Raw genomic sequence first — 1,883 nt, forward strand, 5'->3', positions numbered from 1 at the left:
ATATCTGCCAGGCCGAACAGCGCTACTACCCGTCGCTGCCAGATGGGGAGGAATTTGCAGACGCGCCTGCATTTCTGCGCAACGAACTCGCACCGTACTTCGCCGAGCTGCGGGAGATCCAACAGCGCCGGTTCGAATGGTATACTGAGCACATTCCAAGAAACCTTGACCAGATTCTCGATACGGTCGAGAGTTTGTATCCATATGATGCTGGAGGAACGTTCCACGATGTCAACACGTGGATCGGGCTCGTGGTCGTGGCCGATGAAACATCCACTGGTGCGTACGCAAGCGAACACGGTCTCGACGAGGAACATGTCGTTCACGAGGGCGATCTCGACGACTACGCATCGCCTACTGAATACGGAATATTGCTCCCAGCACCACTGCTCGCTGGCGAATACAACAGCGGGAGTCGGTACTCATTGATTCCGTGGTCGGATGGGCTAGTCTGTGCTTGCCCGTACAAACAGAAACGCCCGTCGCGAGTGATGTGCAAACACGAACTCGCAGCGACGATACGCCTCGCCAACGACGATCAGTACATACTGCCAGTCGATGCAGGTGTGGATGTTCCCCAACGCGCTCGCCGGTTCGTCAGTCCCACCATCGCCGCGCAGCACACACCGAAACCACGGAATTCACAAAATGGATGAATTGCATCAAATATATAAATTAAGAATCGTTGTGCATGGGCGTCACGTTTATTTTCCACTGCATAGATTAGTTGAGTGATGAAACAAAATCTAGCTATCGCCGGCATGGCACTCGTTCTGATCACATCAATTATCGGTGGAAGTATGGTTCTTGCGGGGAACTCCAATTCCACCGAAGCCGATCACACCAATTCAACTGCTGCTCAAGCGACAGCAGCGGAGATGAGCGTCGAGAATGTCGAGGTGATCAATCGTTCTGAAGGTGTCATTACAGCTGAAGTCACTTTCACCGGAACGATCGATGTGGACAAACTCAAGCGCTCGCTTTCGTCGCTGTTCAGCGACCGTCAAACCAACATCAGTAGCATTACTATCGCCAATGTCAGTGGGGATGTTGCCACCGTGGAGCTTGTGACGAAAGGCCGCGCCAGCTCAGAAACAGTCGAAACCCGGCTCCAAACCCACCTCAGCAACAACAGCACAGCACGCAACGAGACGACCAACAGCTCGTCCGAGACCGAACCCACCTATCGGAACGAGACCGCAACCCACTATCAGATCGACTTCGTTCGGGGCCAACCGATTAAGAACCTGCAAGGCCCCGAAGGAACCTATACGAACGACCAGTTGATCCGATTCGCACACGGGAGTTCCGAGCGGCCTATCTATCGCGCCTCCGGCGGCGAGTTCACGCCTAACAAATCGCTTGCACGCTGTATCGACAGCCAACCGATCTCCGTCGATGCCGAGAACAACACAGCGTCACTCTCGTTCTCGGTTGCGAAAAACTGCGCTCCAGTGACGCTCTCACTCGTCAGTTACGACAAGCCGCCGGTCGTCTGGAGTCCCGAAACTGAAGACGAACAGGACTACATCGATTCAGCCACCACAACGTTCGAAGCGGGTGGCTCCTACACGCTGACCGTTCAGCTTCCGAGCAATGCGACCGCCACCGAGACAGCTGAATCGAACACCACAGCCGCAGAGACTGCAGCCTCTACTGAAGAAGCTGAAATAGAAACGTCCGAACCGACGCAGACGGCCACGTCCACGGAGACGCCATCGAGCGAGTCAACAGAAGCAACTCCGACAACGTCAACTCCATCGTCAACTGCAACGGAGACAGCCGAATCGGCAACAGCCAACTTGACAGAAACCGAAACAGAGACACCAACTGAGACAACCAGTGGAGCATCCGCCACAGGTTTGGGAGCAAAGATTGCAGGC

2 protein-coding genes are annotated in these 1,883 nt (G+C 54.6%); both read left to right on the top strand.

Features of this window, described 5'->3' with window-relative positions:
• On the top strand, positions 1-656 hold a 656-nt coding region (locus tag C451_RS22365; RefSeq protein WP_007736481.1), incomplete at its 5' end, for a hypothetical protein.
• A gap of 78 nt (positions 657-734) precedes the next feature.
• Positions 735-1,883: hypothetical protein (locus C451_RS00530; RefSeq protein WP_152420292.1), on the top strand; the 1,149-nt coding region annotated here is incomplete at its 3' end.

Source organism: Halococcus thailandensis JCM 13552 (assembly GCF_000336715.1).
Taxonomy (GTDB): Archaea; Halobacteriota; Halobacteria; order Halobacteriales; family Halococcaceae; genus Halococcus; species Halococcus thailandensis.